Genomic DNA, 25808 nt, shown 5'->3' on the forward strand with positions numbered 1-25808 from the left:
GATCTCCTTCAGGTCGTCCAAGAGGGGTATCGTTACGGTACACCCGATTGGTATCCCACATATTCCGCGCTGAGGAAGAAGGTCGTCGATGAGGAGCACGATGAGCACTGCGCACCGATCCGGGCTCCCGCGGGACACCTCGGTCTACGGCCGCCTGCGACACGGGATCCTCACCCTGGACCACCTGCCGGGTGAGAAGCTCACCGAACGCGGGCTCGAGGATCGCCTCGGCTCGTCGCGCACCCCGATCCGCGCCGCCCTCCTGCGCCTCGAGGCCGATGGCCTCGTCCGCCGCGACGGCCGGGGCTGGACCGTCGCCCCGATCGACCTGGCCGAGATCCGAGCCCTGGCCGAGTACCGCGAGGCGATCGAGGTCGCCGCCGTCCGGATGGCCGCCGACCGCGCCTCGGACGACGACCTCGCCGCGCTCGCCGACGCGATCGCGACGGACGACGACGACCTGCTCCGCCCCGGCGCGGGCTTCCACGAGATCATCGGCCGGCTCTCCGGTAACGTCTTCCTGGCCGAAGGGCTGGCGGGCACGATGACGCGGCTCCTGCGGCCGCGGTGGCTCGAGGTGCGCACGGACGAGGCCAGAGACCGCGCCAGGGACGAGCACCGGGAGATCGCGGACGCCCTCATGGCCCGGGACGCGGAACGAGCCGCGGGGCTCGTCCGCGCGCACGTCCGCAGCGGAGCGCAACGGACGGTCGAGACGCTCGCGCATGAGCGGCGCCGACTCCGCGGGCACGGGCTCGCCGTCGTGGACGAGGGCTGATTAGGCTGGCGTCATGACGACGAGGGACGAGGCCGGGCACGCGGTCATCAGCGGCGGCGGCACGGGGATCGGTCGGGCCACGGCCCTCCGGCTCGCCCGCGACGGTTTCGACGTGACGATCATCGGCCGCCGCCCCGCCGTCCTGGACGAGGCCGCCGAGCAGATCCGCCGGGCCGCCCCCGAGCGCCGGGTGCACATCGTGACGGCGGACCTCGAGGACCCCGCGCAGGTGGAGCGCGCGGCCGCCGAGATCGCGGCGGCCGGGGCGGTCGACGTGCTCGTGAACAATGCGGGCGGGAACCTCCTCGACCGCGGCGAGGGCCTGAGCGGACTGGCGGACTATTACGAGGCCAACTTCCGCCGCAACGTCCTCACGGCCGTGCTCCTCACCGAGGCGCTGCTTCCCCATGTGCGACGACCGGGACGCATCGTGTCGATCAGCTCCATCGCCGGGCTCCGTGGCGCGGACGCCTACGGTGCGGCCAAGGCCGCGATCCACGGATGGAGCATGGGCCTGGCCCTCCAGCTCGCCGACGAGGGTGTGACGGTGAACGCCGTGGCCCCCGGATACGTGCCCGACACCGAGTTCTGGGACGGCCGGCGCACCCCCGAGATCGCCGCCTCGCGCCTCGCCGGGGTCCCGATGAACCGCCCGGGCACGCCCGACGAGGTGGCCGGTGCGGTGTCGTATCTGGCCGGGCCGTCCGCCGCCTGGACAACCGGTCAGATCATCCAGGTCAACGGCGGGGCCCTCCTCGGCCGAGGCTGACGCGTCGATCGACCGCCGACTGTCACACTTCCGGCGTCCGCTCCGACACCATCCATGAGGCCGGTGCACGCCTCCGGCGAGATCCGCCGGAGCGAGCCGGCGGAACGGATGCATCCGCGATGCGAATCGACATGTCCCGGACCAACAAGCTCGGCTACGCCGCCGTGATCGGATTGGAGGCGTACTCCCGGAAGTCCGTCGACACCACCCTGTACGAGCTCCTGAAGCTTCGCGCGTCGATCCTCAACGGCTGCGGGTTCTGCGTCGACATGCACGCCACCGACGGCGCGAAGCACGGCATCCCGCAACGCAAGCTCCACGCCGTGGCGGCCTGGCAGCACTCCCGGAGCCTGTTCGACGAGCGGGAGCTCGCGGTCCTCGCGCTGACCGACGCCGTGACGGAGCTTGGGCCCACGACCGTCACGGACGAGATCTGGAACGCCGCCGCGCAGCACTTCGACGAGGGAGAGCTCGGGGCCCTCGTGCTCGCGATCGCGACGATCAACGTGTGGAACCGGATCGCCATCGCGACCGAGATGGAGCCGCCGGTGGACGACAAGCATCCGGTCGAGTGAACGGATCCCCGGCCCACCCGCCGCACGGGCTAGCGTGGAGGCCATGACCGCCTCCTCCCCCGCCGCGCAGGCGTGGGAGCGGGAACGCGGCCGGCTGCTCGGGATCGCCTATCGCATGCTGGGCGATCTCGGGCACGCCGAGGACGTGGTGTCGGAGGTCGCGATCGACGCCCTGCGCGAGGAGCGGGCCGGGACGCGCGAGGTGCGGTCCTGGCCGGCCCTGCTCACGACCATGTGCGTGCGACGCTCCATCGACCGGCTGCGGGCCGAGATCGCGGTCCGGGAGGACTACGTCGGGCACTGGCTTCCGGAACCGGTGGCGACCGGGCGTCTGCCCGAGGACGCGATCGCGGACCGCGAGCTGCTCTCCCACGCGCTGCTGCACCTCGCCGAGCAGCTCGCCCCCGAGGCCCGCGCCGCGGTGGTGCTGCATCGCGCGTTCGGCATGCCGACGCGGGAGATCGCGGAGATCCTGGAGAAGAGCCCGGCGGCGGTGCGCCAGCTCCTCTCGCGGGCCGAGCGGCGGCTGCGGATCGACGCGACGTCGACGCCGCCGCGCTCCGCGGACCGGGAGGCCCTCGCCCGTCTGGTCGCCGCGATCGAGGAAGGCGAGATCGACGCCGTGGTGACCCTCCTGGAAGACGACGCGATCCTGTGGGCGGACGGCGGGGGCCGGGTCCGCAGCGCGCTCAACCCGGTGTTCGGCGCGGAGAAGGTCGCGCGCTTCCTGCGGGGGATCGTGGAACGCGCCCGCGCGCACGACGCCGTCCATCCGCTCCGGGGCGGTCTGGTGGAGGTCAACGGCGAGACGGCCCTCCTGCTGCACTACTCGGGGCACGACGCGGTCGTGACGATCGAGCTCGGCGATTCGGGTCGGATCCGTGCACTGCGGCAGGTCGCGAACCCGGAGAAGCTCCGCCACGCACGCGCGGCGTGACACCACGCGCCCGGCTCGCCGCGTCGGGCGCGCGCTCCGGGCCGAACTACGATCGATGCATGCGCACCTCCTCCCGTCCCCTGGCCCCCCGTTCCCTGGCCCGCCGTTCCCTGCTCGCGGTGTCGGCCGCGGCCATGCTCGCCCTCGCCGGATGCTCCACGACTCCCGCGGCGCCGACGGACGCCGGATCCGGTGCGCCCAGCGACGCCAGCGCCAGCGCGGAACCGACCACGCCCGCGGGCACCTGCGTCTACGGTGCGGCGGGACCGGCGGCCAAGGACGTGACCACGCCGCCCGCGGAGCCGACCGCGTCGGGCACGGTCCCGGCGACGATCCGCACCAGTGCGGGCGATCTGGCCGTGTCCCTCGACGCGGACGCCGCGCCGTGCACCGTCAACAGCTTCCTGTCGCTCGCGCAACAGGGCTACTTCGACGAGACCCCCTGCCACCGTCTCACCACGTCCGGCATCTTCGTGCTGCAGTGCGGCGACCCCACCGGCACGGGCACCGGCGGGCCGGGGTACGAGTTCCCCGACGAGCTGACCGGTTCGGAGACCTACCCGGCCGGGACCCTCGCGATGGCCAACGCCGGCCCCGACACGAACGGCTCGCAGTTCTTCGTGGTCTACGCCGACACCCAGCTCGCCCCGAGCTACACGGTCTTCGGATCCCTGGACGCGGCGAGCGTCGAGGTCGTCAAGGCCATCGCGGCAAAGGGCACCGACACCGGGGCGGGCGACGGCAAGCCCAAAGAGCCCGTGACGATCGCCGGCGTCACCGCCGGCTGAGCCCCGCGCCCGCCGGCGACGTCCTCACTCCGGCAGGGAGGGGTGCCGTTCGCGTGCGGGCTTCGTCGGGATGATCAGGGCGAGCACGAACGCGACGGCCGCGGCGCCGATGCCGAGCAGGAACGCCAGCTGGAATCCGTCCTCGGTGGGCTGCCCCATCGGGCTCTGGGCGCTGGACGCCGCGAGGACGGCGCCCATCACGGCCGCCGCGGCGCTCGTGCCGAGAGACCGGCACAGCGCGTTGAGCCCATTGGACGCGCCGGTCTCGCTCTGCGGCACGGAGCGCATGATGAGCATCGGCATCGAGGCGTAGCCGAAGCCGATCCCTACGCCGATCAGGAGGTTCGCGACGAGGACGTGCCAGACCTCGCTGTGCAGGAGGATGGTGATCGCGTACGCGGCGATCAGGGCGGCGGCGCCGCCCAGCAGCAGCACCTTGGGGCCGATCGCGTGAGCCACGCGCCCGGCGACCGGGGACAGCAGCATCATCAGGACGCCCGACGGCATCACGACCAGGCTGGCGGCGATCAGGGGCAGACCGAAGCCCACACCGGACTCGGGCGGCAGCTCCAGCAGCTGCGGGTACACCACGTTCGAGGCGAAGAGGGCGAAGCCCATCGCGACCGAGGCCAGGTTCGTGAGGAGCACGGGCCGGCGGGCCGCGACCCGCAGATCCAGGAGCGGCTCCTTCGCCCGCAGCTGATACCAGCCCCACAGCACGAGGAGTGCGAGTCCCCCGAACCCGCTCAGCAGCGTCGCCGGTGACGACCAGCCCCATTGATCGCCGCGCGACACGGCGAGCAGCACGCCGATCAGCGCGATGCTGAGACCCGCGGCGCCGAGGTAGTCGAATCGCCCTTCGGTGCGCAGGACGCTGACCGGCACCACCCAGAGCACGAGCACGAACGCGGCCGCGCACAGCACGGTGGTCACCCAGAACAGCAGATGCCAGTCGGCGTACTCCGTGATGAGAGCGCTGATGGGAAGGCCCAGCGCACCGCCCACGCCGAGCGTCGAGCTCATCATGGCCACGGCGCCGTCCACGCGCTCGGTCGGGAGCACGTCGCGCATGACCGCGATGCCCAGCGGGATCACTCCCGCCATCGCGCCCTGCAGCGTCCTGCCGATGACGACGCCCTGGATCTGCGACGACAGGGCGACGACCACGGACCCGATGAGGGTGATCACCAGCAGCGACAGGATGATGCGGCGCTTGCCGTACATGTCGCCGAGACGTCCCGCGATCGGGGTGACCACCGCCGACGCCAGCAAGGTGGCCGTGACCACCCAGGCGGTGTCCTCGCGGGCGGCGCCGAGCAGATCCGGCAGCTTCGACTGGATCGGGACGACGAGCGTGAACAGGAACGACGCGCAGAGCCCCGTGGCCAGCAGCACCGCGACGATCGCGCGATGCGGTGCCGGCCGCGACAGTCGACGGCGCTCCTCTTCGACTCCCATCAGACGACCCACCCGTTTCGCGACATCGCCTCCGAGTCTAGGGGGAGAACCGAGGGTCGGTCTCCGGATCGCCGCCGCGGCTGGCCCCGGCCGCCCACGGCACGTCAGTCGAGCAGGTGGCGGAGGTAGCGGGACGGATCCCCCAGGAACGAGCGCCAGTGGGCGACGAGCTCCAGCTCATCCCACCCGACGCGACGCAGCCCGTGGTCGCCGACCTCGAGGATCGTCGCTCCCGGGAGGGCGGCGAGCACCGGCGAGTGCGTGGCGCAGAGCACCTGCCCGCCCTCGTCGGCGATGCGGCGCAGCACGGCGATGAGCGAGAGCGTCGAGCCGAAGGACAGCGCTGCCTCCGGCTCGTCGAGACAGTAGAAGCCGGGGTCGTCGAAGCGCGCGTCGAGCAGCGCGAGGAAGGACTCGCCGTGGCTCATCTCGTGGAAGGCCGGCTCCGGACCGGTCCCCGGGTTCTCCTCGAGGTAGGTGTAGAAGGAGTGCATCGTCTCGGCGCGCAGGAAGAACCCCCACCGGTCGGCCCCGACTCCGCGTCGGATCCGCAGCCAGTCCGACAGCGGCGACTCCGTGGCCCGGGTGCGGTGGTTCGCCTGGCGGGATCCCCCCTCCGGGGAGAGTCCGTACGCGATGGCGATCCCCTCCACGAGCGTGGACTTCCCGCTGCCGTTCTCGCCGACGAGGAAGGTCACCCCAGGATCGAGATCCAGCCCGTCCCGCAGCACCTGAGCGACCGCCGGGATGCTCACCGGCCATCGCGGGGAGGCCGGGTCCGGCGCGTCGTCGTTGGCGCTCACCGCGACGACCGGCTGCTGGCGGGTGCGGCGACTGCGCGGATCCCAGAACGACTCCATGCTCCCCCTCCGCTGGTCCGACCGTGCGCCCCATTGTGCCGGGAGCTGCCGACAGTGCGTCCATCCGACCCACAGAGGACGGACATCCGGCGGACAGGATCATCAGATACGTTCCTGGAGTCCGGCGCTCCTGCCGCACCCGACCGGAGGACCCATGACCCAGACGCTTCCTGCGGCCGTGCACGCCCCGCCGCCCCCGCCTCGCGCGCGACCGGTGCGCCGAGGGCGCGCCCTGGCGGCGGCGAGCGTGCTGCTCGCCGTGTGGGTGCTCCTCGGGATGCTCCCGGGGCAGGTCGGCGCGCTGGTCGCCGCGACGCTGCCGTGGGTGGGCGCCGCGATCGCGGTGGCCGTCGTGCTGACGGCGCTCCTCGCGCGGCGGGCCGTCCTCGTCCCGCTCGCCGCGGGCGTCGTCTGGTCTCTCGCGATGATCCCGGCGCTGCCCGCACTCCCCGGGTCCGGCACCGGCGCCCTCACCGTCGCCAGCCAGAACGTGCAGGCGAACTCGGGAGGGGTCGCCGCCTCCGCTCGCACGCTGATGGACACCGGCGCGCAGATCGTGACGCTCACCGAGCTCGACGGCGAGAGCGGCGCGGTGGCGGACGAGCTCCTCGGGCAGCGGTTCGCGTACTCGTACCGGATCGGGACCGTCGGCGTCTGGAGCGCCTACCCGCTGGTCGACACGGAGCCGCTCGATCTCGGGCTCGGCTGGAACCGCGCCCTGCGCGTCGTCGCGGACACGCCGGCAGGCCCCCTGAGCGTCTACCTGATCCATGCCGCCTCCCTGCGGCCGGGCGAGCAGCACGCACGGGACACGATGCTCTCCGCGCTGTCGGACGAGATCGCCGCGGACGACGCCGACCGGGTCCTCGCGGTCGGCGACTTCAACGCGACGCCCACCGACCCGGCCCTGGGACCGCTGCGAGCGAGCGCCGACTGGGTGCGCCCGACGGAGGCGGGCCTCGGCCTGACGTGGCCCGCGGCCTTCCCGCTCGCGCGGATCGACCAGGTCTTCGAGCGCGGCCTGTCCGTCGTCTCCTCGACCGTCGTCCGCGCCGGAGCCAGCGATCACCTCGCCACGCTCACGACCGTGGACTTCTGACGAACGGCGCCCGTGCCCCGGGATGCCGGGAGGATGGGATGACCGGATCTCACAAGGAGGACGCATGCCCGACGAGGCCATCGACTGGGTGGAGATCCCCGCAGGGACGCTCCTGCGCGGCACGCCCGCGGACGACCTCCCCGACATCGCCGAGCGGTTCTCGGACACCGGCGTCCCCATGGCCTGGTACGTGAAGGAGGTCCCGCGCACGCGGATCCGCGTGCCGGCGTTCCGGATCGCGCGGACTCCCGTCACGGTCGGGCAGTGGGAGCCCTTCGCCGCCGAGACCGGTCGCTCGCTGCCGGACGGCCCGGCGGACCACCCGGTGTTCGGCGTCTCCTGGGATGCGGCGGTCGCCTTCTGCGCGTGGACGGCGCGCCGCACCGGCATGGATGTGCGCCTGCCGACCGAGGACGAGTGGGAGCGGGCCGCCCGAGGCGACGACGCGCGCGAGTTCCCCTGGGGCGACGAGTACCGTCGCGGGCTGGCGAACCTCGTGGATCTGGGACTCGGCACGACCACTCCGGTGGGCTCGTTCCCGGGCGGCGCGAGCCCGTTCGGCGTCCTCGACATGGCCGGGAACGTGGATGAGTGGACGTCCACGCTCTACGCTCCCTATCCGGGCGCGCCGCCTGAGCTCGCCGCGACGGAGTCCTGGGCGTTCGACCCGCACATCACGCGCGGCGGCGCGTTCCGCCACGACCGCGATCTCGCCCGGTGCGCACGTCGGCACGGCGCGTACGAGGAGGATCTGCGCGCGATCGGCGTCGGCTTCCGGCTGGCGGCCTCGGCGGCGTGACGCAACCCCGGTCAGGCCGCGTCGCGTCCTGATCCGGCCCGCGAAGCCGCCGGCACGCCGGGCCGAGTCGTCTCGCCGGGTGCGACGGCGACGGCACCGACCGCCTCGAGCACGGTGTCGAGTGTCACGTCCGCCTCGAGGATCCGGGTGTGCCCGAGTCCGGTGCTCTCGGTCACATTCACCCGGCCCGGATGCCGCTCGGCGAGGCGCCGGCTCTCTCCCACCTCGGACCGCCCGTCCCCGGCATCGTGGACGATCTGGATCCGGAGGTCCGCGGGGAGCTCCCGGGCGAGCAGGTCGTAGGACGCCGCGTCGACGCCGTCGCGCCGCAGCCGCCGTGTGAACCATCCCTCCTGCCGGATCCTCGCCTTCTCGCCGAGTCCGGCTCCCCGCGCGAACGCCTCGCTGAGGGCCGAGTACCGGACCACCGGTGCGATCGCGACCATGCGCCGCGAGATCCCCCCGTCGGCGACGGCGGTGAGCGCGGCCAGCGCTCCGGCCGAGTGCGCCACGACCGCGTGGAAGCTCCCGCCGTCCTCCTCCTGCGCCAGGGCGTCGATGATCCGGCGGTACTCGCCGACGTGGGTGCGTCGCCCCGGCGAGTCCCCGGAGGCGGGCGCGTCGAAGGCGACGACGCGGTAGCCCGCGAAGAGCAGCTCACGGATGATCGCTCCGAACTGCGAGGCCCGCCCGCGCCAGCCGTGCACGATGAGCACGGCGCGGGGTCCGGTCCCCCACTCGTACACGATGACGCGGTGCCCGCCGAGGTCGCGGAGCCGACGCCGGGCGTCGTCGTGGGTCGCCCGGTCGCGCGGGCGCACCGGCAGCCGACGGCCGGCGCTGATGTACCCGGGATAGGTCGCTGCGGCGGCCAGGACGGGCGAGAGACGGTCGAGCGAGCGGACGAGGGACCGGACATCCATGGCGACTCCAAACAATACGGACGATCGTTCATATATCTATACGCACGATCGTACTGATACCTTGGGGCGATGACAACAGCGATCGACGGACGCCGGGCGCGGGGAGACCGCTCCCGCCGAGCCGTCTTGTCGGTCGCGACCCAGCTCGCGTCGACGGACGGCCTCACCGGGGTCTCGATCGCCCGGCTCGCGGCCGAGACCGATGCCAGCAAGAGCGGTGTCGCGGCCCTGTTCGGATCCAAGGAGCAGCTCCAGCTCGCCGTCGTCGCCGAGGCTCGCCGCGTGTTCATCGAGGTGGTGGTCGAGCCCGCGCGCGCATACCCGCGGGGCCTTCCGCGCCTGTGCGCCCTGGTGCGCGCCTGGATCGACTACTCGTCCGGGCGCACGTTCACCGGCGGCTGCTTCTTCCTCGCCGTCGCCGCGGAGTACGCGGCGCGCCCGGGCGCCGTGCGCGACGCCGTCTCCGAGGCGATGGAGCTCTGGCGCTCGTACCTGGAGATCTCGATCTCCCGAGCGATGGCAGACGGGGATCTCCCCGGGCTCGACGACGCACGGCAGCTCGTCTTCGAGCTCGAGGCCCTGCTCGCGCATGCGAACGCCGAGTCGGTGCTCCGCGGCGGCGACGCCCCGTACCGCCGTGCCGAGCGCGCTCTCGTCGAGCGCCTGCACGCGCTCGGTGCCGCGGACGCGACGCTCGACGCTCCGCGCGTCTCCCCGCGAGGCCCTCAGAGCGCCGACCTGTGACCGACTCGTCGGCGTCGCGGATCGGCTCCGACCCCTCTCCGGGACCGTACGGGGAACCACATAAGCGACGGCGGCACCGAATGCGCGCTCTTGCAAACTGCTCGTGAGAAGTGCTCAGTCCCTTACGGGTCTGACCCGAGCATCCGCAAAGCCAGGAAGGAAGGAGAGAGCCGTGTCTACGATGACGCCCCCTGTGAAGAGAGCCACCACCTGGATCTGCGTGGTGATGGCGGTGATCTCGGCAGCCGGGGCCGCCATATACCTCCTTGAGATTGTCCTCAAGCCGACTCAGGCCCTGGTCGGGTGGGCCGGCGGGGTCGGCATCGCCGCCGTTCTGGTCCTCATCGGGATCGCCCTGTTCCCGAAGAATCGTGTGCCGTGGCGGTTCCGGTGGCTCTCGATCGGGTTCGGAGCGTTCTTCGCGACGACCGTTGCGGGCCTGAATCCGTGGCAGTCATCCGTGACCGCCCCGTTCGGGGAAGAACTGACGAAACTCGCGATCACCGCGACCCTGCTGTGGATGATCCGGGGCGAGCTGCGGGGCCCGCTCGACGGACTGATCGTCGGGTACTTCACGGGTCTCGGGTTCGAGGCCTTCGAAGACACCACCTACGTCATCAACCTCGACGATGCCAGTCAAGCGTGGACGGTGCTCGCCGAACGCGCTCTGATCGGGTTCGGGCTGCACAACGTGTTCGCCGGCCTCGCGGGGATGGGGATGGCACTCCTGCTGGTCCGTGGGCGCAAGGCCTGGGGAACCCTGCTCGGGTTTCTCGCCGCCGCGATCGCCCTCCATTTCGTATGGGACAACGTTCAACCCGACCTCGGCGTCATTCCGACGCCCCTCGGCTTCGACCTGCCTATCGGGGTTCTGTTGGTCTATCTGCTGTTCCTCGGTGTCTTCGCCGTCGCGCTGATCTGGGCGCGCCGTCATGACGACCCCGCCCAGCGAGGCACGCCCGCCAACGAATCCGGTCCGGCCGTCTCGTCGTCCGCAACCTCGCAGTCCCTGACGCGCCGCGACGACCGGGATTCGGAGGCGTAGGCTGCCAAGGTCCGGCGCTGCGTCTCGGTCAGCGCTTGCGCCGAGCGCGGCACGGTCACCCTCGTTCCGCGCGACGCCGCGTACGGGCGCGAGCGGCGTCATGCGCCTCCTTCAGGAGAGCCAGGACCGTGCCCGTCGTCGCCGCCCCAGGGTTCACGACCGACACCCACCCGGCGTCTCCGTACACGGGGTGCCGGGCGATGACGTCAACGCCCGCCGCGTCCGCGACCGGGTCGGCCACCTCCGCGAGCCGCGTCCGCCCGACGTGGATGTTCACGCGGAAGCGCCCCGCCGAGAGCCTGGAGGTCTCATCCTCGGGATAGTCCTTGGTGATGATCGTCCCGTAGGGCTGGGTCCGTTCCGGCATGACGCCGTCGGGTGCGTAGTAGAAGAAGGCGTCGCCCCACGCGAGTTCCGGGAACGGCGCCGAGTGGGGTTCCATGACAAGGACGCCGTCGAACCCGCGGACGGCGTCGAGGATCTGCTGCATCGTCATGCTTCCATAGTCCGCTTCATGTGCTTATGTGGACTTTGCGACGACAGCGAGCGGATCTCCATGGAAAAGTCTCAAGAGCGGATCTTCACCACCGCGCAGATCGGCCGGATGGTCTCCTACTCGACCCAGCAGGTGCGTGATCTGGAGAGGCTGGGCGTGATCCCGCCCGCGGCACGCGGACCCAACGGGTATCGCCGCTACCGGCAGGAGCATCTCCTCGCGCTCCGCGCCTACCGCGCCCTCGCCGCGGCGGTCGGTCCCGTCCCGGCCCGTCGGCTCCTGCCCGCCCTCCGCACCGCGCCCCTCGATGCGGCGGCCGAGATGCTCGACGACCTCCATGCCGGGATCGCCGAGGAGCGCCGTCGCGTGCGGGAGGCGCTCCGGTCCCTCGACGCGATCCTCCGGGACGACGACGCGCCGTTCGACGACAGGGACGCGATGGGCATCGGCGAGCTCGCCGATGCCCTCGGCGTCCGCACCTCGGCCCTGCGCCACTGGGAGGATCAGGGGCTCGTCCGCCCCGCGCGTGCGGAGCGGACCCGGGTCCGTCGCTTCGCCGCGGACGCGATCCACTCCGCGCGCATCGTCGCGGCGCTCCGTGCCGGAGGCTACCCGATCCCCCCGATCGGGCAGGTGCTCGAGGACCTGCGATCCCACGGGCGTGGACTCCCCGCCCGTGCCCTCCTCGAGCAGCGCCTGGCCGACCTCTCCCGCCGCAGCGTCGCGCTCCTCGCGGCGGCGGGCGACCTCCACCGCCTCCTCGACCGCTGATGCGCGGGCGGCGGGACAGCCGTCGTCCTCCGTCGCGCCAGCCGCCCGGCGGTCAGATCCAGCCGCGCTCCTCGGCGAGGAGCACCGCCTGCTGGCGGGTGGCGGCCCCGAGCTTGGCGAGCACGGCGGAGATGTGGTTGCGCACCGTCCCCGGCGCCAGCGAGAGCGTCCGCGCGATCTGCCCGGTGGTCTCGCCGCGGCGCCCCGCACGCAGCACGTCGAGCTCGCGGTCGGTCAGCGGCGAGCGCTCGTCGCTCAGCGCGTCGGCGGCGACCTCGGGATCGACGTATCGCGAGCCTGCGGCGACCCGGCGGATGACCGCAGCCACTTCGTCGGCTCCTCGGGACTTCGGCAGGAAACCGGCGACGCCGGACGAGAGGGCGCGGCGCAGCACGCCCGGGCGCGCGTGCCTGGTCACCACCACGCAGCGGGTCGCGATCGACCGGCCCAGCTGCGCCGCGACCTCGACGCCGTCTCGGCCCGGCATCTCCAGGTCGAGCAGGCACACGTCTGGCTTCAGACGCAGCGCCTCCGCCAGCGCCTCGTCGCCGTCCGCGCACTCGGCGACGACGTCGATGTCGTCCTCCAGCCGGAGCAGGGCCGCGAGCGCGGAGCGGATCATCCCCTCGTCGTCGGCGAGCAGGACCCGGATCATCGGACGCCCCCGTCCGGCACGAGCACCGAGAGCGCGAACTCGTCCGCCCCGCGGCGCACCCGGATCGTGCCTCCGGCCTCGGTGATCCGCCGCTCGATGCCCTCCAGACCGGATCCGTCCGCGTCTGCGGGGCGGTCCGACGGCGCGTCGTTGACGATCTCGTAGCGCCAGCCGCTCGGCTCGCGACGCAGGGTGAGACGTGCGCGCCGCCCGCCCCCGTGCCGCAGCACGTTGGTCGTCGTCTCTCGGATGACCGGCCCGAGGGCCGCCGTCGGGGCCTCGTCCGCGTCGGCGGCGATGTCGGCCTCCACGGTCAGCCCCGCGGCGGCGAGCAGGTCCCGGGCGTTGGCGAGCTCGTCGCCGAGGGGCACGGACCGGAACCGCAGCGCGAGGTCCCGCGTGCCCTGACGCGCCTCGTCCACGCTGGCGCGGGCCGCGCGGAGCTGTTCCAGCGCCGCGTCCTGGTCCCTCCCCATCAGGCGTTCGGCGAGCTCGAGCTGAAGCGCGATCACCTGCAGGTGGTGCCCCTGCAGGTCGTGGACGTCCGTGGCCACGCGCAGCCGCTCCTGAGTCGCCGCCAGCCGCGCCTCCGACAGTCGCGCCCTGTCCAGGGCGACGAGCACGTCCCACCACCACAGCGACGTCACGCTCATCGACGGCAGCGTCACCGCGAAGAACACCGGAACCCAGCCGACCGGCATCAACCACGCCATGCCCCGCGCCCCGTCGATCACGGCGAGCATGAGGAGGAGGCCGGTGAGCCCGACGACCACCCGGAGCCGGACGCCCTTCGGCCAGTTCCACAGCGTCGCGCACTGCGCCACGGGGGTCGCGAGGACCACCCAGCTCCCCGTGAGGTACCCGGCGAGGACGCCGAACACCACGGCGATCAGGACCGGCACGAGAAGGCGCCACCATGACCGCGGGCGGTCGGCGTCGCCGCGGTGGCGGTAATCCCACAGGAGCAACAGCGTCGATGCCACCCAGAGCGATCCGCCCAAGCCCATCGTCAGAGGGACGGCGGGGCCGGTGCCGTCGGCGGCGACCACGACGGCCCAGAGGAAGAGCACGGCGACCTCGAACCCGATCACGGCGGACACCGTGTACCACCAGGTCGCCGTGATCCCCCTCGCCAGCTGGCGCGCTCCCGGGGACGGATCGGCGGCCGGCACAGGACGGACGGACGCGGTGCTCACCCGCCCCACGATAGGGCCATGACACTTGTCAGGGTCTGCCGACGCGAACCGCACGACCATCGATGACGCGCCGGCACTGCCGCCGCACGACCGGCTCCGGTGGACTGGTCTCTGCCGGCGCACCCGCCCCGGCGGACCGACAGGAGCATCGACATGAACCTCATCGACACCTTCCAGGACCTCGTCGCGAAGGTGCCCGAGATCGTCCAGCCCCTCATCGTCGCGCTGGCCGGTGCCGTGCCCTTCATCGAGGGCGAGGGCGCGGCGGCGATCGGCATCGTCGGCGGCATCGCTCCCGTCGTCGCCGCGATCGCGGGGATCGTCGGCAACTTCCTCTGCGTGACGATCCTGGTGATGCTGAGCTCCGGTGCGCGCAGCGCGATCACCAACCGGCGGCGGTCACGCACGGCGGTCGCTGCGGGCAGCGCGGCGTCGTCTCTGGAGGACGCCCCCGCGGAGCCCGGCAGCGAGCGTCGCGGTGCGCGATGGGAGAAGTTCCAGCGGGCGTTCGAGCGCTACGGGGTCCCCGGCGTGAGCCTGCTGGGCCCGCTGCTGCTCCCGACCCACTTCACCGCGACGATGCTCGCGGCGTCGGGCATCGGCAAGGCGCGCATCCTGTTCTGGCAGGGCGTCGCGATCGTGGGGTGGACGACGGTCGTCACGCTGCTGATCACCGGCGCGATCACCGCGCTGCGCTGAGCCGGCGGCAGCGGCCCGTATCGGGCACCGTCGGACAGGCCTCGTCGGATCGGGCGCCCTCCGCCTCAGACGAATTCGACGAGGCCGACGCGTGCGGCCGTCACGAGGACCTGCACGCGGTCGCGCACCTGCCACTTCGCCATGATGCTGCCGAGGTGCGCCTTCACCGTCCCCTCCGACACGTGGATCGCCACGGCGATCTCGGAGTTCGACATCCCCTCCGCGAGGCGCTGGAGCACCTCCTTCTCCCGATCGGTGAGCGGTTCCAGGCCGTAGGCGCCCGAGGCCTGCTTCGTGTCGCGGACGTGCTGGACGAGCATCGCGGCGATCCTCGGCGAGAGCGAGCTCTCCCCCTGGTACGCCTGCTTGAGCGCACTGACGATCTCGTCGGCGCTCGAGTCCTTGAGCATGTACCCCGAGGCCCCGGCGCTCAGCATCGGGAGCACGGTCTCCCGGGTGTCCAGCGTCGTGACGGCGACCACGCACGCCTCCGGCCAGCGCGACACGATCTCCTCGGTCGCCTCGATCCCGCCCATCCCGGGCATCTGGATGTCCATCATCACGACATCCGGATGGAGCCGCTCGAAGGCCTCGATCGCCTCTGCGCCGTCGGTCGCCTCTCCCACGACGGTGATCTCCGGCGCCCGCGAGACGAAATGCGTCAACGCCACGCGCACCAACGGATCGTCGTCCGTGATGAGTACTCGGATCTCCCCCGTACCGCCCTCTTCCATGGGCCGATCCTACGTCCGTCCGGTCGTTCCGGATACAAACACCCCCTGTCGGGTCTGCCCCGATCTACGACTTTCGGCTATCGAAACCCTGCCTAACAGTCAGATGTGCGCGCCTCTGCTGACCGGAAAGATCAGAGAGGAATCGACTATTAGCCAGTGAGGAGGTGCGAAGATCATGACTTTCTGGGACTACGTTGCTCGACTCATCACGGGCCGATGACACCGAATGGAGCAGACTGTTGACATGTCTGACGATCAGCTCGAGAAGGAAGGTGCGCCGGCCGGCGAGCTTCCTCGCGGAGAGAGCCCTCGTCGCGCTCTGAATCGGTTCCGATTGGAGCATGCCGAGGGCCTCCATCGCGCGGAGCGGGTCGCGCTGATCGCACTGGTATCGGGCAGTGCACTCATCGATCTGGCTCTCTACTTTGCTGCGCCATCCCCCGATCTATTGCGCACAGCGCTCAGCATCGCCACGACTCTGACGTTCTTGCTCCACCTTTGGTCGCCGACCGCCGCCACCATCGCGCTCGGGGCGACGGTCACTGCCTCGATGCTGCTCGTCCGCGGTGACGGCGAGCTCTTCGCCGCCGCCATCGGGGCGCTCCTGGTGACACGCTTGGCGACACCGATCGTGCTCTTCGCCTATATCGCCGGATTCCTCGTTCTCATTGCCCTGTCGTTCTTCGCACAGGGCCGCGACACCGACTCCGTCATCGTGGCCGTCGCCCTCATCATCGCGGTCGCGGCCGGAGCGCTCGGTCTCGGGATCCGCGCCGCGTACGCGCGTCGGCAGCGCCTCGAGCATGAACTGGCCGCGAGCGCGGAGAAGGAGCGTGAGGCCGTGCTCGCCGAGCGGTCCTGGATCGCCGGCGAACTCCACGACAGCATCGCCCACCATCTGACGATCGTCGCCATGCACGCGCAGCTCCTGGACGACGAGGCCACCCGGCCGACTTCGCAAGACGCCATCCGCTCCGCGGCCCGCAAGGCACTCAGCGATCTGCACTTCGTCATCGAGCTCGCCAAGGACGCTCCGCGCGGCACCGAGGTGGGATCCGGCGATCTGTCCGCCGCCGTCGCCGAGGCCCGCGAGGAGTTCGAGGCGGCCGGGCACCCCGTCACGATCGTCGGCGACCCGGCCGACGAGCGCATCCCTCGCGGAGCCGAGATCATCCTCGCGCGCGTGGTGCGGGAGTCCGCCACCAATGTGCTCAAGTACGCGGCGCCGGGCGACGTCCGGCTCGCTATCGTCGTCGGCCAAGACGACGTGCGGATGAGCATCCGCAGCCCGCGTCCGGCCACCCCCCGCCGAGACCTCCCGTCCACCGGGACCGGCCTGAACCGGATGGCCGAGCGCGTTCTCGGCGTGAGCGGCGAGTTCCACGCGGGAGAGGACGGCGAGGACTGGCTGGTCTCCATCCGCCTCCCGCTGGCGGGGACCGCCGTGGCCGCGCCCGCCGAGTGAACGGATGATGGTCGACCAAAGCCTGGCCAAAGGTCCACTAGCCTTTCGACCTTCGTCCCTCTGACGGACGGCGAATCTGCCCTAATCTCGACAGTGGGTCCCCAGCCCACACGTGGAACCCCAGTCCACGACCAGTCAGAGCCTCCCCAGTCTCTGACGCCGCGGGTCTTGCCTGAGGCACATCTTCTGCCGTTCTCAGGCAAGACCGGCGGCCCTCTTCATTGGCCGTACGGCACGTGCCGTCTGAGGCGCCGGGGCGGCTGTCCCGCACGGCGGCCCTCGTCAACCCCGTTCCGCAGAGAGCGGGTCCGCGCCATCCTGGGCGGGCCGACGACGCATCCCGTCGGGTCGAGGAGAGACCGATGCGAGGAGAACCCGCCATGAGCACACCAGCCGACGACACCACCGACACGACCGGCTCCGCCGAGCCGACCGATTCGGATACGGCCAACTCGCCCGACGCGGACGCGACCAACTCCGCCGATGCGGACGCCCAGCGCAACCAGGACGAGATGCCCTCGGACGAGGACCTGCAGGAGCCGAGCGTCGCCAAGGAGCCCGGGGAGGAGCCCAAGGCCGACAAGCCCCTCGACCCCGAACCTGACCACGAGGCCGTCGGCATCGGCGTGATCCCCACGCCGGACGACGAGCAGTAGTCAGGGCCGGGAGCTTCGGTCCGAGGGATCCGCTGAGTTCGTGACCAAACCGTTGCTTTCGTTACCTCGCCGTTATACAGTGTCTGCACGGTGAATGTTTGCTGTGGCATCCACCGCATGTGATTGCAGGAACTCTTGGTGCAAGGGACAAGGGCCGGTCGGGAGCCTCTCCGACCGGCCCTTACTCATGTCCCGCGGACGGGGCCGACGCCGCCCTGATCCCCGGCCCGGCGCGCGTCGGCGGGCGAGGGCAGGCCCCGGAGGGCGCGGCGTCCGAGCTTCGCTATACCCTGAGGGGATGAGCGATCGGAAGCTGGCCGTCGAGGCATGGGAAAGCCTCTTCCGTGCCCAGCACGAGCTCTTCGTCGAGATGTCCGCGGACTTCGAGGGTGCGGGTCTCAGCGCCGCCGAGTACGACGTGCTCCTGACGGTCACGCGCTGCCCCGGCAAGACCGTCCGGCTGCGCGAGCTGACCGCGCGGATGCTCATCAGCCAGCCCAGCGTCTCTCGCCTCGTGGACCGGATGGTCGGGCGCGGACTGGTCACCAAGGAGATCGACCCGCAGGACGGGCGCGGCGCCCTCATCCGCGCGACGGAGGAGGGCAGCCGCGCGTTCCACCGCATCGCCCTCGTGCATGCGCGCACCATCGCGTCGAAGATGTCCGCGCTCACCCCCGAGGAGCAGCGCACGCTGCGCGACCTGACGGCCAAGCTCCGCGGCGACCGCTGACCCGGGCCACGGCCCGCCTGCGCTCCGCCCGGCCCGCCGTCCACGGACCCGAGCCCTGGCATCTGGCAGAGTGAGGGGACGCGCCCGCGCATCCGGCGCCGGTGCCATCGGCTCTCCGACCGGAGAGCCCCGGAGGGGAGGAACACCATGGACCCCGCGTCTCTGATCGGGATCTTGGTCATCGCCGGCATCGCCGTCGTCGGCATCGTCATCGTCCTGCTGATCGCGCTGCTGTTCGCGCGCAGCTGGATCAAGGTCGCTCGCGCCGACGAGGCGCTCGTCATCTCGGGCCGGCGACAGAAGGTGCAGCGGGCCGTGATCGCGGCGGACGGGTCCAGCCAGACCCAGATGGGCGAATCGCCCGTCACCGTGATCGTCAACGGCAAGTCGCTGGTCAACCCGATCACCCAGCGTCACGAGATCATCTCGCTGCGTTCCCGTCAGGTGTCGCTCAACGCCGAGGCCCAGTCCCTGGACAGCGTGACGCTCAACGTCGACGGCGTGGCGATCGTGAAGATCGGATCCGACCCGCTGTACGTGCGTCGGGCCGCCGAGCGCTTCGCCTCGCAGGACAAGGCGATCGAGCAGTTCACCACCGAGCAGCTCGAGGGCGCGCTGCGCGGCATCGTGGCCACGCTGTCGGTCGTCGAGCTCATGCGCGAGCGCAAGAAGTTCTCCGACCAGATCGCCGCGGACGTGTCGCAGGAGCTGGCCGAACAGGGACTCATCCTCGACTCCTTCCAGATCAAGGGCATCACCGACAAGGTCGGGTACATCCAGTCCCTCGGAGCCCCGGAGATCCAGGCCAAACGCCAGGCCGCGGAGATCGCACAGACCAACGCGGACCGTGCGATCAACCAGAAGAACATCGCCAACCAGGAAGCCAACCTGATCGAGCAGACCGCGCTCGACACGAACACCGCCAACGCCGACGCCGGCATCGGCCGGGCGCGTGCCGAGGCCGAGCAGGCCGAGCAGCTCGCCCGCGCGCAGGCGGAGCAGGCCGTTCTCCAGCAGCAGGCGGAGAACAAGCAGGCGCAGCTGGATGCGGACGTCAAGCGCGTCGCCGATGCCCAGCGCTACGAGGCGGAGACGCGGGCGCAGGCGGAGCTCTACACGCGCGAGCGCGCCGCCGAGGCGGCGGCCATCGAACAGGTCAAGCAGGCCGAGGCCCGCACCCGGATCGCCGAGCAGCAGGCACAGGCGGACAAGGCCCGCGCGGACGGTGAAGCCGCCGCCGCCGAAGCCAAGGCCGCCGGTGAGGCGAGCGCGCTCCGTGCCCTCGCCGAGGCCGAGGCGGAGGCGCGCCGCCTCCGGGCGAACGCCGAGGCGGACGCGATCCGCGCCGAGGGTGAGGCGCGCGCCGCCGCGGTGGAGGCGGAGGCCAAGGCCATCGCGTCGAACCAGGAGGCCTTCCTGTCCCAGCGTGTGCTGGAAGTGCTCCCCGCGATCATGGCGGAGTTCGCCAAGGGCTACGCCGCGATCGGGAACGTCTCGATCATCGGCGGATCGGGCGAGGACGGCGCCTCGGACGTCGTCGGCGGCGACAGCGCGAAGGCGATGCGTTCGGTGTTCGACAGCGTCAGCGCCGCGACCGGCCTCGACCTCGCCGCGATCATCCAGGGCCAGGCCATCGGTCGCGGATTCGGCGCCGGTGTGGCCGAGGCGCAGGACACGCCTCGTGCCGCGGCGCCGGCCACGGCGGCCTCGGGATCCGCATCGTCCGTGCGGGAGGCCGCCCCGGAGACGACCGAGTAACACCGTTCCAGGCGCCGACCGAAGGGCCGGAGGGGCATCCGCCGACGATCGTCGCGGACGACGCCGCTCCGGCCCTTCGCCATCCCCGGCGATGTCGGCCGGCTACGGAGTCCGACGACGCAGCGTGAGCGGCGCGAGCACGAGGAACCCGAGGGCGAACGCGGCGACGATCAGCACGGGTCGCCACAGATCCGATCCCTCATCTCCGGCGGCGACGGCCTGGATCGCGTCGATCGCGTGGCTGAGCGGCAGCCAGTCGGAGATCGCGGACAGCACATCCGGCATCTGATCGCGCGGCATGAACAGCCCGCCCAGGATGATCTGCGGGAACACCAGCACGGGCATGAACTGCACCGCCTGGAACTCGGTCTGTGCGAAGGCGCTCGCCAGCAGGCCGAGTGAGGTCCCTAGCAGCGCGTCCACGACCGCCACGACACCGAGCTGCCACAGGGGTCCGTCCACCTCCAGGCCGCACACCCCGACGGCGAACGCGACGGTGATGACCGCCTGGAGGACCGCCATCAGGCCGAACGCGAGCGCGTACCCGAGGATGAAGTCCGCTTTGCCGAGCGGGGTGGTCATGAGCCTCTCGAGCGTGCCGGACCGGCGCTCGCGAAGCGTCGTGATCGAGGTCAGCAGGAACATCAGGATGAAGGGGAACAGAGCGAGGATCGCGCCGCCGAACCGGTCGAACACCCCCTCCTGATCCGCGAACAGCCACGCGAACAGCCCGACGAGCAGGCTCGGAGCCACGAGCATGAGGGCGATGGACCGCGGATCGTGGCGGAGCTGATGCAGCACCCGCCCGGCGGTCGCGAACAGACGTCGGCCGTTCATCTCCCGCCCTCCGTTCCGTTCGGCGCACCCGGAGACGGAGCCTGCTCCGGATCCCCGCCGTGCGGCCCTGCGCCGGGCGGTCGCGAACGGTCCGAGCCGGGTCCCTTCCGCGACGCCCGCTCGCGACCGGGCCGGTGCTCCCGTCGCAGATTCGCGTGGGAGGCCTCGTCCCGAGCGATGAGGGCGAGGAACGCCGCCTCCGCGTCCGTCTCGCCGGTGTCGGCGAGCAGAGCGTCGGGCGTGGTGTCGGCGACGATGCGTCCGGTGCGCATGAGGAGCAGGCGGTCGCAGCGTAGCGCCTCGTCCATGACGTGGCTCGACACGATCACCGTCGTGCCGGAATCGGCGATCCGGCGGAACAGCGTCCACAGTTCGGCGCGCAGGACGGGATCCAGTCCCACCGTGGGCTCGTCCAGCACGATCAGCTCGGGTCCGCCCAGCAGCGCCATGCCGAGGGACACGCGCCCGAGCTGTCCGCCGCTGAGGGATCCGGCGACCTGCCGCGCCTGGTCGGCGAGCCCGACGTCCGCGATCACGCGATCCACCTCGGCGCGGTCGACCCCGAGGAGGGACGCGATGTACTGCAGGTTCTGCCGCACGGTGAGATCCGTGTACACGGCCGCGCCCTGCGTACCGTACGACACGCGACGCCGCAGCCGCGCGGACCCGGCGAGCTCCCCGAGCACCGTCACCGTGCCGCTGCGGATCCGCTGCACTCCGACGATGGATCGCATGAGGGTCGTCTTGCCGCATCCCGACGGTCCGAGCAGCCCCGTGACCTCCCCACGGGGGATGCGGACCGAGAGGCCGTCGAAGACCTCGGTCCGGCCCCGCCGGACCCGCAGGTCGTCGACGTCCACCGCGACGTTATTCATCATGCGATGAATTATCCGCCCGGCGTTCTCGCCCCGTCAAGAACCCCCGCTCCCCTGCCCTGCCCCCGCGGCTGCTCTCCCCGGCACACGGAGACGGCACATAGCGGCGGAGGTTTCACGGTGGAGGATCCGCCGGAGCGCGCGAACTCCGCCGGAGCGCGCGAACTCCGCGGGCGCGGGGAATCCGTGGCGGCTATGCGAAGAGGTAGCGCTGGACCGTCGGGCCGACCCATGCCACGAGGTCGTCGACCGACGCCTCGGCCAGCGGCGCGAGGCGGAGCACGTACCGGCCCATCAGCATCCCCGCCATCTGGGAGGCGACGAGCCCGGCACGAAGCTCGGCGTCGGGCACGTCGAGCTCCGTCGCGACCCGGCCGATCAGCTCGCGGGAGAGGAAGCCCGCCACGAGCGGGGTCATCGCCTTGCTGCCGATCGCCGTCCGCAGCAGCATCACCCCGCGCTTGCGCACCTCCGGACGCTCGAAGGCCTCCAGCACATACCGGACGAGACGCTCGCCGACCCCGTCCCGCGGACCGCGAAGGATCCCCGGGACGTCGTGGTCGGGCCGGACCGGCATCCCGACCGCCTCCGCGAACAGATCGGCCTTGGTGCCGAAGTAGTGGTGCACGAGAGCGGAGTCGACCTCCGCACGTCCGGCGATCGCGCGGATCGTCGCCGCCTCGTATCCGTGCTCGCCGAACTCCTCCACGGCGGCGGACAGGATGCGCTCCCGCGACCCGGATTCCCCGCGCGGCCGTCCGCGGCGGCGAGCACTGACCATGCCCCCACCCTATTCCGCGCAGCCCTGCCGACGCGGGGGACTCCTCCCGCCCGCGCCCACGCCCGCCGCACGCACCCACCCCCACACCCACGTCGCCCTGCGCCCGCTCCTGCGCCTCACCCGTGGTGGGCGGTCTCCTCCGCGGCGAGCGCGCGGGCGGTCGGGGTGTCGCGGATCCCCGGCACCAGGCCTTCGTACAGCACTCGGCCGCCATGGCGCCCCGCGCCGGGTCCGAGGTCGATGAGCCAGTCCGCCCGGCGGATGACGGCGAGGTTGTGCTCGATCACCACCACCGTGTGGCCCCGGTCGCGCAGCGCCGACAGCAGCTCGACGAGGGTCCCGACGTCCGAGGCGTGCAGGCCGGTGGTGGGCTCGTCGAGCACGTACACGGCGGGCTCCTCGGCGTCGCGCAGCTCCGCCGCGATCTTCACACGCTGGCTCTCCCCACCGGACAGCGTGCTCAGAGGCTGGCCGAGCCGGAGGTAGCCGAGCCCGATGCGGGCGAGGTGCGACAGCGCGTCCCGGATCCGCTTCGACGGCAGGCGGGTGACGGCCTCGGCGATCGTCAGCTCGTCCACGTCGGCGATGCTGAGCCCGTCCACCGTGAGCGCGAGCACCTCCGGCCGGAACCGGCGGCCGCCGCACGTCTCGCACGGCGTCTCCTTCCCCTCCATGAAGGCGAGGTCCGTGTAGCGCACGCCCAGGCCGCCGCACGCGGGGCACCCGCCTTCGGAGTTCGCGCTGAACAGCCCCTGCGAGACCCCGTGCGCATCGGCGAAGACCCGACGGATCTGGGTCGCGATGCCCGTGTAGGTGACGGGCGTCGATCGCCGGTTCGCGGCGATCGGTCGCTGGTCGATTACGATCGCCCCGTGCTGTGCGACGAGCTCGGCCGCGAGACTGGACTTGCCGGAGCCCGCCACACCGGTGAGGACGGTGAGCACCCCGCGCGGGATCCCCACCGACACGTCCTGGAGGTTGTTGCGCGTCGCGTGCCGGATCTCCACGACACCGTCCCCCGTCCGCGGCGGACCGGGTTCGGGGAGGGGAGCACGCAGCGCACGCCCGGTCGCGGTGTCCGCGCGCCGCAGGTCCTCGAACGATCCCTGGAACACGAGGCGACCACCGCCCTCTCCCGCGGCCGGCCCGATCTCCACGATCTGGTCGGCGGCGGCCATCACCGCCGGATCGTGCTCGACGACCAGCACGGTGTTGCCCTTGTCGCGCAGATCCCGCAGCAGCGCGATCATCGCGTCGACGTCCTCCGGGTGGAGGCCGACGGTCGGCTCGTCGAAGACGTACAGCATCTCCGTGAGGCTCGATCCCAGATGCCGGACCGTCTTGATGCGCTGGGACTCCCCGCCCGAGAGGGTCGGCGTCGCGCGCCCCAGGCTCAGGTACCCGAGCCCGATGCCGTCGAGCGCCTCCAGCCGCTGCACAAGCGCGGCCAGGACCGGGGCGGTGTCGGCGTCCCGGATCCCCCGCACGAACGGCAGGAGCTCGGCCACCTCCATCCGGGCGAGCTCGACGATCGTCCGCCCGTGCACCGTCGCCGTGCGGGCCGCCTCGTTCAGCCGGTCTCCGCCGCAGTCCGGGCACGTCTCGGACCTCGTGAAGTCGCGGATGACCGCGGCCTTGCGCTCCGAGACGTGGTCGGACGTGTGCAGGTGGATGCGCTCGAAGCGCGGGACGATCCCCTCGTAGTCCTTCGGCGGGCGGCGTCCGAGGCGCGCAGCGGCCTCTCCGCCGTAGAGCAGCGCCTGTCGCTCGTCGGCGGTCCAGTCCTTCAACGGGGTGTCGACGGCGAAGCTGCCGATGTCGGCGTACTGGCGATAGAAGTAGCCGCCGTGCCCGAACCCGGGAACGCGGATCGCACCGTCCTCGAGCGATCTGTCGAGGTCGAGGAACCGCTCGACGGCGCTGGTGACGACCTCGCCGAGCCCCGCGCAGGTCGGGCACATCCCGGACGGGTCGTTGAACGAGAAGGCCGTGGACTCACCGACGTGCGGCTCGCTCAGCCGCGAGTACAGGAGGCGGAGATATGTCCACGTGTCGGTGATGGTCCCGACCGTGGAGCGCGCGTTGCCGCCCAGCCGCCGCTGGTCGATGACGACGACCGGCGAGACGCCGGAGATGGCGTCGACCTCCGGGCGGGTCCACTTCGGCATGCGGTTGCGGGCGAACGGCGGGAACGTCTCGGTGAGCTGATACCCCGCCTCCGCGGCGATCGTGTCGAAGACGAGCGAGGACTTCCCCGCACCGGACAGGCCCGCGAACACGACGAGTCGGCCGCGCGGGATGTCGATGTCGAGGGACCGGAGGTTGTGAGCGCGGGCGCCGCGGATGCGGATCACGGGGGTGGACATGGCGCCCACCGTACGCGCAGATCCGGCCGAATCCTGGCCGGGATTTCCTTTATCCTCGGAGCATGGCCGATGTCACCCGGCGGATGCTGGAACTGCTGTCGGCGCTGCAGACGGGACGGGAGTACGCCGGAGCCGAGCTCGCCGCGCAGGTCGGCGTGAGCGAGCGGACGCTGCGGCGGGACGTCGAGCGTCTGCGCGGGTACGGCTATCCCGTCCGGACCCGCCCCGGCCCCGGCGGTGGATACCGGCTCGTCTCGGGGCGGTCCCTGCCACCGTTGCTGCTCGAGGACGACGAGGCCGTGGCCACCCAGGTCGCCCTGTCCGTGCTCGGCGCCATGGCCGGCGACTCTCCGGGATCGCTCACGGACGCGTCGGCGCGGGTCCAGGGAAAGCTCGACCAGTTCCTGCCGGATCACCTGCGGCCCCGCGCCGCGGCTCTCCGCGAGGGCCTGGACGTGTCCTGGCCGGACTCCCCCGCCGTCGATCCGCGCCTGCTCGCCGACCTCGGCGACGCGATCCGGCGCCGCCTCATCGTCCGGTTCGCCTATCCCGGCGACCGGGAGGAGAGGCGCGCGGAGCCGCACCGCCTGCTGCACCGGCATCTGCGGTGGTACCTCTTGGCCTGGGATCGGGACCGGGAGGACTGGCGGACGTTCCGCCTCGACCGGATGACCGCCGCCGCGGTCTCGACGTTCGGGTTCGCGGCGCGCCCGCTTCCGGAGGACGCCGCCGACGCTCACCTCGCCGCGGGCCTGCGCCGGGATCGGACGCGCGTCGTGCTCGACGTCGACGCCGACGGCGATGCGGTGCGGGACGCGCTGCCCTGGGAGGAGTTGGAGATCGAGGCGCTGCCGGAGGGACGCACCCGCGTGGCGCTGCACCTGGCGGGCTGGCCGTGGCTCGCCCACGCCCTGGCGGTGCTTCCCCCGGCCGTGGTGGTGGAACCGCGGGAGTACGCGCAGGAGCTGCGGGGGTTCGCCGCGCGCCTGCTCAGAGACCGGTGACGACCGCCAC

General features: G+C 71.9%; 27 protein-coding genes. 16 read left to right on the plus strand and 11 right to left on the minus strand.

What is annotated here, in order from left to right; translation table 11 throughout:
* Positions 1-100: 100 nt before the first annotated feature.
* The 5 genes from K8F61_RS10345 to K8F61_RS10365 all read left to right on the plus strand — a co-directional run bounded on the left by K8F61_RS10345 (position 101) and on the right by K8F61_RS10365 (position 3847).
* Complete coding sequence (locus K8F61_RS10345; RefSeq protein ID WP_231818935.1) at positions 101-778, plus strand: GntR family transcriptional regulator; 678 nt, start codon at positions 101-103, stop codon at positions 776-778.
* Between the two features lie 13 nt (positions 779-791).
* Complete coding sequence (locus K8F61_RS10350) at positions 792-1547, plus strand: SDR family NAD(P)-dependent oxidoreductase (protein ID WP_231818936.1); 756 nt, start codon at positions 792-794, stop codon at positions 1545-1547.
* 131 nt (positions 1548-1678) lie between these two features.
* Positions 1679-2122, plus strand: a complete 444-nt coding sequence (locus K8F61_RS10355; protein WP_231818937.1) for a carboxymuconolactone decarboxylase family protein — start codon at positions 1679-1681, stop codon at positions 2120-2122.
* A gap of 43 nt (positions 2123-2165) precedes the next feature.
* Entirely contained in the window at positions 2166-3059 is an 894-nt protein-coding gene (locus K8F61_RS10360) for a sigma-70 family RNA polymerase sigma factor (RefSeq protein WP_231818938.1), read from the plus strand.
* Between the two features lie 59 nt (positions 3060-3118).
* A complete protein-coding gene (locus K8F61_RS10365) occupies positions 3119-3847 on the plus strand; it encodes a peptidylprolyl isomerase (RefSeq protein WP_231818939.1) in 729 nt (242 codons plus the stop codon).
* A gap of 24 nt (positions 3848-3871) precedes the next feature.
* On the opposite strand, the gene K8F61_RS10370 is transcribed toward K8F61_RS10365, so the two are convergent.
* Together K8F61_RS10370 and K8F61_RS10375 are read right to left on the minus strand one after the other, a co-directional pair.
* Positions 3872-5305, minus strand: a complete 1434-nt coding sequence (locus K8F61_RS10370) for an MFS transporter (RefSeq protein ID WP_231818940.1) — start codon at positions 5303-5305, stop codon at positions 3872-3874.
* 104 nt (positions 5306-5409) lie between these two features.
* The gene (locus K8F61_RS10375) at positions 5410-6165 is read right to left on the minus strand and encodes an AAA family ATPase (protein ID WP_067249902.1); all 756 of its coding nucleotides are present in this window, start codon (positions 6163-6165) and stop codon (positions 5410-5412) included.
* 154 nt (positions 6166-6319) lie between these two features.
* Here K8F61_RS10375 and K8F61_RS10380 point away from each other — a divergent pair, with 154 nt between their 5' ends.
* Entirely contained in the window at positions 6320-7264 is a 945-nt protein-coding gene (locus tag K8F61_RS10380; RefSeq protein WP_231818941.1) for an endonuclease/exonuclease/phosphatase family protein, read from the plus strand.
* A 64-nt stretch (positions 7265-7328) separates the two neighbouring features.
* Positions 7329-8063, plus strand: coding sequence for a formylglycine-generating enzyme family protein (locus tag K8F61_RS10385; RefSeq protein WP_067244270.1), 735 nt, complete (start codon positions 7329-7331; stop codon positions 8061-8063).
* A gap of 11 nt (positions 8064-8074) precedes the next feature.
* On the opposite strand, the gene K8F61_RS10390 is transcribed toward K8F61_RS10385, so the two are convergent.
* On the minus strand, positions 8075-8986 hold the full coding sequence (locus K8F61_RS10390) for an alpha/beta hydrolase (protein ID WP_231818942.1): 912 nt from the start codon (positions 8984-8986) through the stop codon (positions 8075-8077).
* A gap of 69 nt (positions 8987-9055) precedes the next feature.
* On the opposite strand from K8F61_RS10390, the gene K8F61_RS10395 reads away from it, so the two are divergent.
* Together K8F61_RS10395 and K8F61_RS10400 are read left to right on the plus strand one after the other, a co-directional pair.
* Positions 9056-9730, plus strand: a complete 675-nt coding sequence (locus K8F61_RS10395) for a TetR/AcrR family transcriptional regulator (RefSeq protein WP_067244275.1) — start codon at positions 9056-9058, stop codon at positions 9728-9730.
* A gap of 193 nt (positions 9731-9923) precedes the next feature.
* Positions 9924-10775: a PrsW family intramembrane metalloprotease gene (locus tag K8F61_RS10400; protein WP_231818943.1), complete on the plus strand. Its 852-nt coding sequence runs from the start codon at positions 9924-9926 to the stop codon at positions 10773-10775.
* Positions 10776-10830: 55 nt separating this feature from the next.
* On the opposite strand, the gene K8F61_RS10405 is transcribed toward K8F61_RS10400, so the two are convergent.
* Complete coding sequence (locus K8F61_RS10405; protein WP_231818944.1) at positions 10831-11271, minus strand: DUF6194 family protein; 441 nt, start codon at positions 11269-11271, stop codon at positions 10831-10833.
* A 60-nt stretch (positions 11272-11331) separates the two neighbouring features.
* Here K8F61_RS10405 and K8F61_RS10410 point away from each other — a divergent pair, with 60 nt between their 5' ends.
* A complete protein-coding gene (locus K8F61_RS10410; RefSeq protein ID WP_231818945.1) occupies positions 11332-12042 on the plus strand; it encodes a MerR family transcriptional regulator in 711 nt (236 codons plus the stop codon).
* A 52-nt stretch (positions 12043-12094) separates the two neighbouring features.
* Here the strand turns inward: K8F61_RS10410 and K8F61_RS10415 are convergent, their stop codons facing one another.
* Positions 12095-12697, minus strand: coding sequence for a response regulator transcription factor (locus K8F61_RS10415; protein ID WP_231818946.1), 603 nt, complete (start codon positions 12695-12697; stop codon positions 12095-12097).
* The gene (locus K8F61_RS10420; RefSeq protein WP_231818947.1) at positions 12694-13893 is read right to left on the minus strand and encodes a sensor histidine kinase; all 1200 of its coding nucleotides are present in this window, start codon (positions 13891-13893) and stop codon (positions 12694-12696) included. The genes K8F61_RS10415 and K8F61_RS10420 overlap by 4 nt, the downstream gene beginning before the upstream one ends.
* Positions 13894-14046: 153 nt before the next feature.
* Here K8F61_RS10420 and K8F61_RS10425 point away from each other — a divergent pair, with 153 nt between their 5' ends.
* A complete protein-coding gene (locus K8F61_RS10425; RefSeq protein ID WP_231818948.1) occupies positions 14047-14592 on the plus strand; it encodes a small multidrug efflux protein in 546 nt (181 codons plus the stop codon).
* A gap of 65 nt (positions 14593-14657) precedes the next feature.
* On the opposite strand, the gene K8F61_RS10430 is transcribed toward K8F61_RS10425, so the two are convergent.
* A complete protein-coding gene (locus K8F61_RS10430; RefSeq protein WP_067244292.1) occupies positions 14658-15326 on the minus strand; it encodes a response regulator in 669 nt (222 codons plus the stop codon).
* 244 nt (positions 15327-15570) lie between these two features.
* Between K8F61_RS10430 and K8F61_RS10435 the strand changes: the two genes are divergently transcribed.
* The 4 genes from K8F61_RS10435 to K8F61_RS10450 all read left to right on the plus strand — a co-directional run bounded on the left by K8F61_RS10435 (position 15571) and on the right by K8F61_RS10450 (position 19935).
* A complete protein-coding gene (locus K8F61_RS10435) occupies positions 15571-16791 on the plus strand; it encodes a sensor histidine kinase (RefSeq protein WP_231818949.1) in 1221 nt (406 codons plus the stop codon).
* A 380-nt stretch (positions 16792-17171) separates the two neighbouring features.
* Entirely contained in the window at positions 17172-17447 is a 276-nt protein-coding gene (locus K8F61_RS10440; protein ID WP_231818950.1) for a hypothetical protein, read from the plus strand.
* Between the two features lie 298 nt (positions 17448-17745).
* The gene (locus K8F61_RS10445) at positions 17746-18177 is read left to right on the plus strand and encodes a MarR family winged helix-turn-helix transcriptional regulator (protein WP_067244330.1); all 432 of its coding nucleotides are present in this window, start codon (positions 17746-17748) and stop codon (positions 18175-18177) included.
* A gap of 147 nt (positions 18178-18324) precedes the next feature.
* Positions 18325-19935, plus strand: coding sequence for an SPFH domain-containing protein (locus tag K8F61_RS10450; RefSeq protein ID WP_231818951.1), 1611 nt, complete (start codon positions 18325-18327; stop codon positions 19933-19935).
* 102 nt (positions 19936-20037) lie between these two features.
* Here K8F61_RS10450 and K8F61_RS10455 read toward each other — a convergent pair whose 3' ends face one another.
* From K8F61_RS10455 to K8F61_RS10470, 4 genes are all read right to left on the minus strand, one after another.
* The gene (locus K8F61_RS10455) at positions 20038-20772 is read right to left on the minus strand and encodes an ABC transporter permease (RefSeq protein ID WP_231818952.1); all 735 of its coding nucleotides are present in this window, start codon (positions 20770-20772) and stop codon (positions 20038-20040) included.
* Entirely contained in the window at positions 20769-21650 is an 882-nt protein-coding gene (locus K8F61_RS10460) for an ABC transporter ATP-binding protein (RefSeq protein ID WP_231818953.1), read from the minus strand. Before K8F61_RS10460 ends, K8F61_RS10455 begins: the two co-directional genes overlap by 4 nt.
* A gap of 190 nt (positions 21651-21840) precedes the next feature.
* Positions 21841-22428, minus strand: coding sequence for a TetR/AcrR family transcriptional regulator (locus tag K8F61_RS10465; RefSeq protein WP_231818954.1), 588 nt, complete (start codon positions 22426-22428; stop codon positions 21841-21843).
* Between the two features lie 116 nt (positions 22429-22544).
* Entirely contained in the window at positions 22545-24794 is a 2250-nt protein-coding gene (locus K8F61_RS10470; RefSeq protein WP_231818955.1) for an ATP-binding cassette domain-containing protein, read from the minus strand.
* A gap of 62 nt (positions 24795-24856) precedes the next feature.
* On the opposite strand from K8F61_RS10470, the gene K8F61_RS10475 reads away from it, so the two are divergent.
* Positions 24857-25798 carry a helix-turn-helix transcriptional regulator gene (locus K8F61_RS10475; RefSeq protein ID WP_231818956.1) on the plus strand — a complete coding sequence of 314 codons (942 nt, stop codon included), beginning with the start codon at positions 24857-24859 and terminating at the stop codon, positions 25796-25798.
* Positions 25799-25808 lie beyond the last annotated feature (10 nt).

The sequence above is a fragment of the Microbacterium resistens genome, assembly GCF_021172025.1.
GTDB classification, from domain to species: Bacteria; Actinomycetota; Actinomycetes; order Actinomycetales; family Microbacteriaceae; genus Microbacterium; species Microbacterium resistens.

Excerpts from the sequence above, each read along its gene's own strand:
- K8F61_RS10360 (WP_231818938.1), top strand. The coding sequence starts at position 2,166 with ATGACCGCCTCCTCCCCCGCCGCGCAGGCGTGGGAGCGGGAACGCGGC.
- K8F61_RS10475 (WP_231818956.1), top strand. The coding sequence starts at position 24,857 with ATGGCCGATGTCACCCGGCGGATGCTGGAACTGCTGTCGGCGCTGCAG.
- K8F61_RS10455 (WP_231818952.1), bottom strand. The coding sequence starts at position 20,772 with ATGAACGGCCGACGTCTGTTCGCGACCGCCGGGCGGGTGCTGCATCAG.
- K8F61_RS10355 (WP_231818937.1), top strand. The coding sequence starts at position 1,679 with ATGTCCCGGACCAACAAGCTCGGCTACGCCGCCGTGATCGGATTGGAG.
- K8F61_RS10385 (WP_067244270.1), top strand. The coding sequence starts at position 7,329 with ATGCCCGACGAGGCCATCGACTGGGTGGAGATCCCCGCAGGGACGCTC.
- K8F61_RS10450 (WP_231818951.1), top strand. The coding sequence starts at position 18,325 with ATGGACCCCGCGTCTCTGATCGGGATCTTGGTCATCGCCGGCATCGCC.
- K8F61_RS10365 (WP_231818939.1), top strand. The coding sequence starts at position 3,119 with ATGCGCACCTCCTCCCGTCCCCTGGCCCCCCGTTCCCTGGCCCGCCGT.
- K8F61_RS10440 (WP_231818950.1), top strand. The coding sequence starts at position 17,172 with ATGAGCACACCAGCCGACGACACCACCGACACGACCGGCTCCGCCGAG.
- K8F61_RS10425 (WP_231818948.1), top strand. The coding sequence starts at position 14,047 with ATGAACCTCATCGACACCTTCCAGGACCTCGTCGCGAAGGTGCCCGAG.
- K8F61_RS10460 (WP_231818953.1), bottom strand. The coding sequence starts at position 21,650 with ATGATGAATAACGTCGCGGTGGACGTCGACGACCTGCGGGTCCGGCGG.
- K8F61_RS10350 (WP_231818936.1), top strand. The coding sequence starts at position 792 with ATGACGACGAGGGACGAGGCCGGGCACGCGGTCATCAGCGGCGGCGGC.
- K8F61_RS10395 (WP_067244275.1), top strand. The coding sequence starts at position 9,056 with ATGACAACAGCGATCGACGGACGCCGGGCGCGGGGAGACCGCTCCCGC.
- K8F61_RS10375 (WP_067249902.1), bottom strand. The coding sequence starts at position 6,165 with ATGGAGTCGTTCTGGGATCCGCGCAGTCGCCGCACCCGCCAGCAGCCG.
- K8F61_RS10445 (WP_067244330.1), top strand. The coding sequence starts at position 17,746 with ATGAGCGATCGGAAGCTGGCCGTCGAGGCATGGGAAAGCCTCTTCCGT.
- K8F61_RS10430 (WP_067244292.1), bottom strand. The coding sequence starts at position 15,326 with ATGGAAGAGGGCGGTACGGGGGAGATCCGAGTACTCATCACGGACGAC.
- K8F61_RS10380 (WP_231818941.1), top strand. The coding sequence starts at position 6,320 with ATGACCCAGACGCTTCCTGCGGCCGTGCACGCCCCGCCGCCCCCGCCT.
- K8F61_RS10405 (WP_231818944.1), bottom strand. The coding sequence starts at position 11,271 with ATGACGATGCAGCAGATCCTCGACGCCGTCCGCGGGTTCGACGGCGTC.
- K8F61_RS10390 (WP_231818942.1), bottom strand. The coding sequence starts at position 8,986 with ATGGATGTCCGGTCCCTCGTCCGCTCGCTCGACCGTCTCTCGCCCGTC.
- K8F61_RS10465 (WP_231818954.1), bottom strand. The coding sequence starts at position 22,428 with ATGGTCAGTGCTCGCCGCCGCGGACGGCCGCGCGGGGAATCCGGGTCG.
- K8F61_RS10370 (WP_231818940.1), bottom strand. The coding sequence starts at position 5,305 with ATGGGAGTCGAAGAGGAGCGCCGTCGACTGTCGCGGCCGGCACCGCAT.
- K8F61_RS10470 (WP_231818955.1), bottom strand. The coding sequence starts at position 24,794 with ATGTCCACCCCCGTGATCCGCATCCGCGGCGCCCGCGCTCACAACCTC.
- K8F61_RS10345 (WP_231818935.1), top strand. The coding sequence starts at position 101 with ATGAGCACTGCGCACCGATCCGGGCTCCCGCGGGACACCTCGGTCTAC.
- K8F61_RS10415 (WP_231818946.1), bottom strand. The coding sequence starts at position 12,697 with ATGATCCGGGTCCTGCTCGCCGACGACGAGGGGATGATCCGCTCCGCG.
- K8F61_RS10410 (WP_231818945.1), top strand. The coding sequence starts at position 11,332 with ATGGAAAAGTCTCAAGAGCGGATCTTCACCACCGCGCAGATCGGCCGG.
- K8F61_RS10435 (WP_231818949.1), top strand. The coding sequence starts at position 15,571 with ATGTCTGACGATCAGCTCGAGAAGGAAGGTGCGCCGGCCGGCGAGCTT.